Genomic DNA, 6,901 nt, shown 5'->3' on the forward strand with positions numbered 1-6,901 from the left:
CGGCGAGCAGCTCGCGGACGCGCGCGGCGACGTGCTCGACGACGTCCGCGACGGGCACCTGCTGGGTGTCGCCGCCGGCGCGCGGACGGACCTCGACGACGCCCTCGGCGAGGCCGCGGCCCACGACGACGACGAGCGGGACGCCGAGCAGCTCGGCGTCGGCGAACTTGACGCCGGGCGACACCTTGGGCCGGTCGTCGTACAGCACCTCGACGCCCCGGCCGGAGAGGTCGCGCGCGATCTCGTCGGCGGCGTCGAAGACCGACGCGTCCTTGCCGGTCGCGACGACGTGCACGTGCGCGGGCGCGACGTGCGCGGGCCACGCGAGGCCGCGGTCGTCGTGGTTCGCCTCGGCCAGCGCGGCCAGCACGCGGGTCACGCCGATGCCGTAGGACCCCATCGTCACGACCTGCGCCTTGCCGTTCTGGTCGAGGACCGTGAGGCCGAGCGCCTGGGCGTACTTGCGGCCCAGCTGGAAGATGTGGCCGATCTCGATGCCGCGCGCGAGCTCGAGCGGGCCCGACCCGTCCGGCGCGGGGTCGCCCGCGCGGACCTCGGCGGCCTCGACCGTGCCGTCGGCGGTGAAGTCCCGCCCGGCGACGAGGTCGAAGACGTGCCGGCCGGGCTGGTTCGCCCCGGTGATCCACCGCGTGCCGTCGACGACCCGCGGGTCGAGCAGGTAGCGCACGGCGGTCCGCTCGGCACCCTCGGCGACGGGCACGTTCGGGCCGAGCGCGCCGGGACCGATGTAGCCCTTGACCAGCTCGGGGTGCGCGGCGAAGTCGGCCTCGCCCGCGGCCTCGACCTCGGCGGGCGCGAGCCCGGCCTCGAGGCGCTTGAGGTCGACCTCGCGGTCGCCGGGCAGACCCACGACGAGCAGCTCGCGCTCACCCGTCGGGTGCACGAGCGCGAGCACGACGTTCTTGAGCGTGTCGGCCGCGGTCCACTCCCGGTCGGGGCGCGGCTGGTGGGCGTTGGCGTGCGCGACGAGCGACTCGATCGTCGGGGTGTCGGGCGTGTCCTCGACGTGCGCGGCGGGCGCGTCCGACCAGTCCAGCGCAGGCGGCGCGACGGTCGTGACGGCCTCGACGTTCGCGGCGTAGCCGCCCGCGGACCGGACGAACGTGTCCTCGCCGATCGCGGTAGGCGTGAGGAACTCCTCCGACCGCGACCCGCCCATCGCGCCCGACGTCGCGGTCACGATGACGTACTCGAGGCCGAGCCGGTCGAACACGCGCTGGTAGGCGGCCCGCTGCGCGGCGTACGACGCGTCCAGCCCCGCGTCGTCGACGTCGAACGAGTAGGCGTCCTTCATGACGAACTCGCGGCCGCGGATCAGACCCGCGCGCGGACGCGCCTCGTCGCGGTACTTCGTCTGGATCTGGAAGAGCGTGAGCGGCAGGTCCTTGTACGACGAGTACAGGTCCTTGACGAGGAGCGTGAACAGCTCCTCGTGCGTGGGCGCGAGCAGGTAGTCGCCGCCCTTGCGGTCCTTGAGCCGGAAGATGTTCGGGCCGTACTCGGTCCACCGCCCCGTCGCCTCGTACGGCTCCTTGGGCAGCAGCGCCGGGAAGTGGACCTCCTGCGCGCCCGCGGCCGCCATCTCCTCGCGCACGACGGCCTCGACCTTGCCGAGCACCCGCAGGCCGAGCGGCAGCCACGAGTAGATCCCGGGGGCGGCCCGACGGATGTACCCGGCGCGGACGAGCAGCTTGTGGCTCGCGACCTCGGCGTCGGCGGGATCCTCCCGCAGCGTGCGGACGAAGAGCGTGGACAGGCGCAACAGCATGGGGGCGAGCCTAGTGGTCGTGGCAGGGTCGCCCGTGCGTCCGCTGTCGCGGTGTGGGCGGTCTCGGCCAGGATGGGCGGGTGCCCGAGCTGCCCGAGGTCGAGGCGCTCGCGCAGTTCCTGCGCGGGCGCGCCGTGGACCGTGCCGTGTCCGGAGTCGAGGTCGGCGCGATCAGCGCGCTCAAGACGTTCCGGCCGCCGCCCGACGCGCTCGTCGGCGGCGCGGTCGTCGACGTGACGCGGCACGGCAAGTGGCTCGACCTCATGGTCGCGACGTCGACCGGCGAGCCGCTGCACCTCGTCTGGCACCTGTCGCGTGCGGGCTGGGTGCGCTGGTCCGACGAGCTCTCGCCCCGGCCCGTCCGACCCGGCAAGTCGCCGATCGCGCTGCGGGTGCGGCTCGACGACGGGTCGGGCTTCGACCTCACCGAGGCGGGGACGCGCAAGCGGCTCGCGGTGCACGTCGTCGAGGAGCCCACCGCGGTCCCGCAGATCGCGACGCTCGGAGTCGAGCCTCTGTCCGACGAGTTCACCGAGGACCGTCTCGCGGAGCTGCTCGCGGCCCGCAACCAGCAGGTCAAGGGCCTGCTGCGCGACCAGGGCACGATCGCGGGCATCGGGAACGCCTACTCGGACGAGATCCTGCACGCCGCGCGCATGAGCCCGTTCGCCCCGACGCGGTCGTTCGACGCCGAGCGCACGGCCACGCTGTGGGTCGCGATCCGGCAGGTCCTGACCGACGCGGTCGCCGCCGCGTCGGGCCGGCCCGCCGCCGAGCTCAAGGACGCGAAGCGGCGCGGGATGCGCGTGCACGGCCGGACGGGTGAGGCGTGCCCGGGCTGGGACGGCGTGCCGTGCGGCGACACCGTGCACGAGGTCTCGTTCGCGGACTCGTCGCTGCAGTACTGCCCGACGTGCCAGACGGGCGGCAAGCCGCTCGCGGACCGGCGGATGTCGCGGCTGCTGCGCTGAGCCTGCGCGGCGCCGGCCGGACGGCGTCAGCCGCGCGCAGGGCCGAGCCCGTCAGAACAGGACGGTCGCGTACGTGCCGACCTGGCGGAACCCGACCGCGCGGTACGCCGCGAGCGCGCGGTGGTTGTACCCGTTGACGTAGAGCGACACGACGGGCGTCTCCGCGGACCGCGCGAGCTGCACGACGGCCGCCATGCCCGCCTCCGAGAGCCCCTCGCCGCGCCGCTCGGGCGTGACCCACACGCCCTGCACCTGCGCGACTCCCCCGGCGACGGCCCCGAGCTCGGCCTTGAACACGATGGTGTCGCGCGGGCCGCGGCGGCCGTCCTCCCGCTCGACCCGGACGAACGAGCGCCCTGCGCCCACGAGGCCGCGGACCCGCGTCTCGTACGGCCCTCCGGGGCCTCCGGCCGGTGAGTAGCCGACCTCCTCGGTGAACATGCGGATGCACGCGGGGAGCACGAGGTCGTACTCCTCGACCCGCGAGCGCCGGACGGTCGGGTCGGGTGCGAGGCGCGGCTCGTGGTCGATGACCATCGACGGCTGGTCGGCCCGGACCTCGCGCGCCGCGGGCCACGTGCGGCTCAGCCGGTCCCAGAGGCCGAGCACCATGTCGGCGGAGCCCACGATCGACGAGCAGCGGCGACCCTGGGCGCGTGCGAGGCCCGCGAACGCGTCGAGCGCGCGCGCCGCGAGCTGCGGGTCGTCGGTCGGGACGACCGGCACGACGTTGGCGCCCGCCCAGCAGACCGCGCGCAGCGCGCCGTCGTGCTCGAAGCCCCACAGCGTCCCGCCGGCGGTCCGCAGACCGCTGACCGTGGCCTGCTCGAGGCGGGCGGTCGCGAGGACCGCCGCGACCGGGTCGAGCGCGCAGACGGCGAGCGCAGCACGGAGGTCGACGTCCGTCAGGACGCGTCCCCCTGCCCGCTCGTCGAGCAGCATCGCGCGGCGAGAACCCATGACACGGATTGTGCACCACGGACGGCGACCGGACCTGTCGTCCGGCGACCCGCCGTCCTCGGCGCGACGGGGTCAGCCGACGGAGACCGTCGGGCTGCCCTGCCCGGCCTCGACGGGGTCCATGGTCTCGGCGAGGCGCATGGCCTCCTCGATGAGGGTCTCGACGATGAGGGACTCGGGGACGGTCTTGATGACCTCGCCCTTGACGAAGATCTGCCCCTTGCCGTTGCCGGACGCGACGCCGAGGTCCGCCTCGCGCGCCTCGCCGGGGCCGTTGACGACGCAGCCCATGACCGCGACGCGCAGCGGCACCTCCATGCCCTCGAGCCCCGCGGTGACCTTCTCGGCGAGGGTGTAGACGTCCACCTGCGCGCGGCCGCACGAGGGGCACGAGACGATCTCGAGCTTGCGGGGCCGCAGGTTGAGCGCCTGCAGGATCTGGATGCCGACCTTCACCTCCTCGACCGGAGGGGCCGACAGGGAGACGCGGATCGTGTCGCCGATGCCCTTGCTGAGCAGCGCGCCGAAGGCGGTCGCCGACTTGATCGTGCCCTGGAACGCCGGGCCGGCCTCGGTCACGCCGAGGTGCAGCGGCCAGTCGCCGGCCTCGGCGAGCAGCTCGTAGGCGCGCACCATGACGACCGGGTCGTTGTGCTTCACCGAGATCTTGAAGTCGTGGAAGCCGTGCTCCTCGAAGAGGGACGCCTCCCAGACGGCCGACTCGACGAGCGCCTCGGGCGTGGCCTTGCCGTACTTGGCGAGGAGCCGCGGGTCGAGCGAGCCCGCGTTGACGCCGATCCGCAGCGAGACGCCGGCGTCGGACGCGGCGCGCGCGATCTCCTTGACCTGGTCGTCGAACTTGCGGATGTTGCCGGGGTTCACGCGGACGGCGGCGCAGCCCGCGTCGATCGCGGCGAACACGTACTTCGGCTGGAAGTGGATGTCGGCGATCACCGGGATCTGCGACTTGCGCGCGATCGCGGGCAGCGCGTCGGCGTCGTCCTGGCTGGGCACGGCGACGCGGACGATGTCGCAGCCGGACGCCGTGAGGGCGGCGATCTGCTGGAGGGTCGCGTTGATGTCGGTCGTCGGCGTCGTGGTCATCGACTGGACGCTGATCGGGGCGTCGCCGCCGACCTCGACCTTGCCGACGCGGATCTTGCGGGAGGCCCGCCGGGGCGCCAGGACGGGGGCGGGCGCAGCCGGCATGCCGAGGCTGATCGGGGTGCTCACGCCCCCATCATCGCACCGTCGCACGCCCGGACCGGGCCCGAGCGACCGACGCCACACAACCCGCACGGAACCTGCGCCGTGCGCCGGGCCGCGCCGGGTCCCCGCAGGTCAGATGGTGATGGGGTTCACGATGTCGGCGTAGACCAGCAGCAGCCCGACGGCGCCGAGCAGGATGAACACGGTGTACGCGAGCGGGACGAGCTTCGCCGCGTCGAACGGCCCGGGCCGCGGCTGACCGCGCAGGCGCGCGACCTGCCGACGGGCACCCTCCCAGAGCGCCGCCGCGACGTGACCGCCGTCGAGCGGGGGCAGCGGGATGAGGTTGAAGACGAACAGGGCGACGTTGAGCATCGCGAGCATCTGGAGCCAGCCGGCGATCTTCACGGAGAACGGCAGGTCGGCGGCGCCGATCTCACCGCCGAACCGGGCGATGCCCACGACGCCGACGATGCTGTTCTGATCGCGCTCCTCGTGCGCGAACGTCGACCGAGCCAGGTCCGCGACCTTGGTCGGCAGCGTGGCGACGACCCCGATGGTCTGCCACGTGGCCGACGCGACCGACTCGGGCGCCTCGCTCCACGGCTGCCGCTCGATGGACTGGGCCGCCGTCACGCCGAGGAACCCGGCGGGGACGGTCTGCATCTCGCCGTCCTCGTCGAGCACCGGGCCGCCGTCCTCGCCGATGACGGGGCGCTCGGCCACCACGGGTGTCACCGACAGCGTCACCTGCGCGCCGTCGCGCTCGACGACGACCGGCACGCTCTCGCCGCCGGTCGCCCGGATGAGGTCGGTGAGCTGCTCCCACGACTCGACGGCGGTGCCGTCGTACGACACCACGGTGTCCCCCGGCCGCAGCCCGGCCGCGGCACCCGGCGCGGGCTCGTCGCCGTCCGTGCAGGCGCGGTCGGCGGGCGCGTCGGCGGGGATGACGCACTGCGAGACCGACTCGAGCGTCGTGCTCTGCCCGGAGGGGATCCCGATGCCGACGAGCACCACGACCATGAGGACCACGGCGATCAGGAGGTTCATCACGGGACCGCCGAGCATGACGACGAGCTTCTTCGGCGTCGAGAGCCGGTAGAACGCCCGGTGGTCCTCGCCGGGGCGGATCTCCTCGGCGCTCGCCTGCCGGGCGTCGCGCGCGAGCCGGCCGATCCACGTGCGGGCCGGCGGGTTGCCGACGGCCTCGTCGGGCGGGTACATGCCGACGAGCCGCACGAAGCCGCCCAGCGGGATCGCCTTGAGGCCGTACTCCGTCTCGCCCTTCGTGCGCGACCACAGCGTCGGGCCGAACCCGACCATGTAGTGGCTGACGCGGACGCCGAAGCGCTTGGCCGGCACCATGTGCCCGACCTCGTGCAGCGCGATCGACAGCAGCAGCACGACCACGACGATCAGCACGCCGACCAGGAACTCCATGCGGTCCCGACACCTCCACGCGACACGTCCGCGGGCACGCGGACGGGCCCGGTCGGTGCCCGGGCCGGCGACCATCATCCCGCGTCCGGCTGGGAGTCCGCTGACACCGGTCCGCGGACCGGCCCGCGGACCACCCGACCGGCGCACGCGCGCGCCGCGGACCGCGTCGTGTCGGCTGTCGGCAACCCGCGCGCGCCACTACCGTCCCGGCATGGCGACCGCTCGCACGCACCCGCTGTGGCTCGACCAGCTCCTCGACGAGGACCCCGCCGCGCTGCGCCCGCGGGAACCGCTCGACGGCGACGACCACGCCGACGTCGTCGTGGTCGGCGCGGGGCTCGCGGGGCTGTGGACCGCGTACTACCTCCTCGAGGCCGACCCCTCGCTCGACGTGCTCGTCGTGGAGGCCGACGTCACGGGTGCCGGCGCGACCGGGCACGGGTCGGGCTGGTGCTCCGCCGACCTGGACGTCCCGGGCGAGGAGCTGGTCCGCCTGCACGGGCTCGCGGGCGCGCGGGCGCTGCGGGCG

Annotated in this window: 6 protein-coding genes; 2 read left to right on the forward strand and 4 right to left on the reverse strand. The window is 74.3% G+C overall.

The annotated features are described in order from the left end of the window. Positions 1–1,789 (reverse strand): proline--tRNA ligase (locus HGA02_RS07320; RefSeq protein ID WP_168678472.1); only part of this gene is annotated, 1,789 nt, incomplete at its 3' end. Positions 1,790–1,869: 80 nt separating this feature from the next. Between HGA02_RS07320 and HGA02_RS07325 the strand changes: the two genes are divergently transcribed. Continuing rightward, complete coding sequence (locus tag HGA02_RS07325) at positions 1,870–2,760, forward strand: DNA-formamidopyrimidine glycosylase family protein (RefSeq protein WP_168678473.1); 891 nt, start codon at positions 1,870–1,872, stop codon at positions 2,758–2,760. Between the two features lie 51 nt (positions 2,761–2,811). Here HGA02_RS07325 and HGA02_RS07330 read toward each other — a convergent pair whose 3' ends face one another. The 3 genes from HGA02_RS07330 to HGA02_RS07340 form a co-directional block, all read right to left on the reverse strand. After that, entirely contained in the window at positions 2,812–3,720 is a 909-nt protein-coding gene (locus HGA02_RS07330; RefSeq protein ID WP_168678474.1) for a GNAT family N-acetyltransferase, read from the reverse strand. Positions 3,721–3,792: 72 nt separating this feature from the next. Further along, positions 3,793–4,929 carry a flavodoxin-dependent (E)-4-hydroxy-3-methylbut-2-enyl-diphosphate synthase gene (gene ispG, locus HGA02_RS07335; RefSeq protein ID WP_202924371.1) on the reverse strand — a complete coding sequence of 379 codons (1,137 nt, stop codon included), beginning with the start codon at positions 4,927–4,929 and terminating at the stop codon, positions 3,793–3,795. Positions 4,930–5,061: 132 nt separating this feature from the next. Beyond that, on the reverse strand, positions 5,062–6,372 hold the full coding sequence (locus tag HGA02_RS07340) for a M50 family metallopeptidase (protein ID WP_168678475.1): 1,311 nt from the start codon (positions 6,370–6,372) through the stop codon (positions 5,062–5,064). Between the two features lie 211 nt (positions 6,373–6,583). Between HGA02_RS07340 and HGA02_RS07345 the strand changes: the two genes are divergently transcribed. Beyond that, positions 6,584–6,901: FAD-dependent oxidoreductase (locus HGA02_RS07345; protein WP_168678476.1), on the forward strand; the 318-nt coding region annotated here is incomplete at its 3' end.

It is taken from the genome of Cellulomonas septica (genome assembly GCF_012396155.1).
In the GTDB taxonomy this organism is placed as follows: Bacteria; Actinomycetota; Actinomycetes; order Actinomycetales; family Cellulomonadaceae; genus Cellulomonas; species Cellulomonas septica.

Bases quoted from the DNA above. Each gene is read 5' to 3' on its own strand.
- HGA02_RS07330 (WP_168678474.1), bottom strand. From the start codon at position 3,720: ATGGGTTCTCGCCGCGCGATGCTGCTCGACGAGCGGGCAGGGGGACGC.
- ispG (WP_202924371.1), bottom strand. From the start codon at position 4,929: ATGCCGGCTGCGCCCGCCCCCGTCCTGGCGCCCCGGCGGGCCTCCCGC.
- HGA02_RS07340 (WP_168678475.1), bottom strand. From the start codon at position 6,372: ATGGAGTTCCTGGTCGGCGTGCTGATCGTCGTGGTCGTGCTGCTGCTG.